At 46.0% G+C, this 693-nt stretch carries 1 pseudogene; it reads right to left on the bottom strand.

The window, feature by feature from the left end:
* Positions 1–650, bottom strand: a pseudogene (locus KIV40_RS35140) (phosphate ABC transporter permease); the annotation flags it as partial.
* Positions 651–693: the final 43 nt, after the last annotated feature.

The raw sequence follows: 693 nt of genomic DNA, 5'->3' as shown, positions 1-693 counted from the left end.
AAGATCTGATCTTGTTGACTAAACTTATCAGAGAGCCATTGTGTCCCCTGTAAGCGGTAATTCCCAAGAAGGTCGGCCTGATACCACTTCACCAACAAACGCTGGTCACTCAATTGGGCAGTAATGGTGAGTTGGGCCGAATGCAGCGAGAAAGCGAAGCGTTCAATGTGAGTCCCTTCACTCTCAGCTGGAGTTAAGAAAGACTCTGCCATATTAAGGTGCTCTACCTTGGGCTCGGCAACACTGTCTGGCTTGTAGAGCGGCGCACTAAATTGTGGAGAAAACAGGGAAATATCACCGAGCGCAGTGGCGAAGGCAAACCAGTTTTCTGATGGTGTATTTCGGGCGAAGGCAGATGGTTTAGTTTTGATCTGCTCCGAGAAATAAGAATCGGAGTTTTGTGCGTCTAAATCCCAGGATTGGACTTTCCCTGAGTTTTCAATAGTAACCGCATGCTGTCCGTACTCATCAACAGCAAGAGCAATCGGTTGAGTTACTGTTACAGACTTATTGACCTGATTAGTCTGAATATCTGCATCAGAGAAAATAGGAAGAATGACCATCGCAAGGTAAATAAAAATCAGGACCAAAGCCGCAAGAACACTTACTCCGCCGCATGTCACAGAAAAGCGGACAAGACGGTCTTTCAACCATCGTTTCTTGTCTTTCTCTTTCAGTGAAAATTGGCTAGGG

The organism is Vibrio sp. D173a (assembly GCF_030248475.1).
The sequence above is the reverse complement of the archived record's forward strand: the minus strand, read 5'-3'. Positions and strand labels throughout refer to the sequence as shown.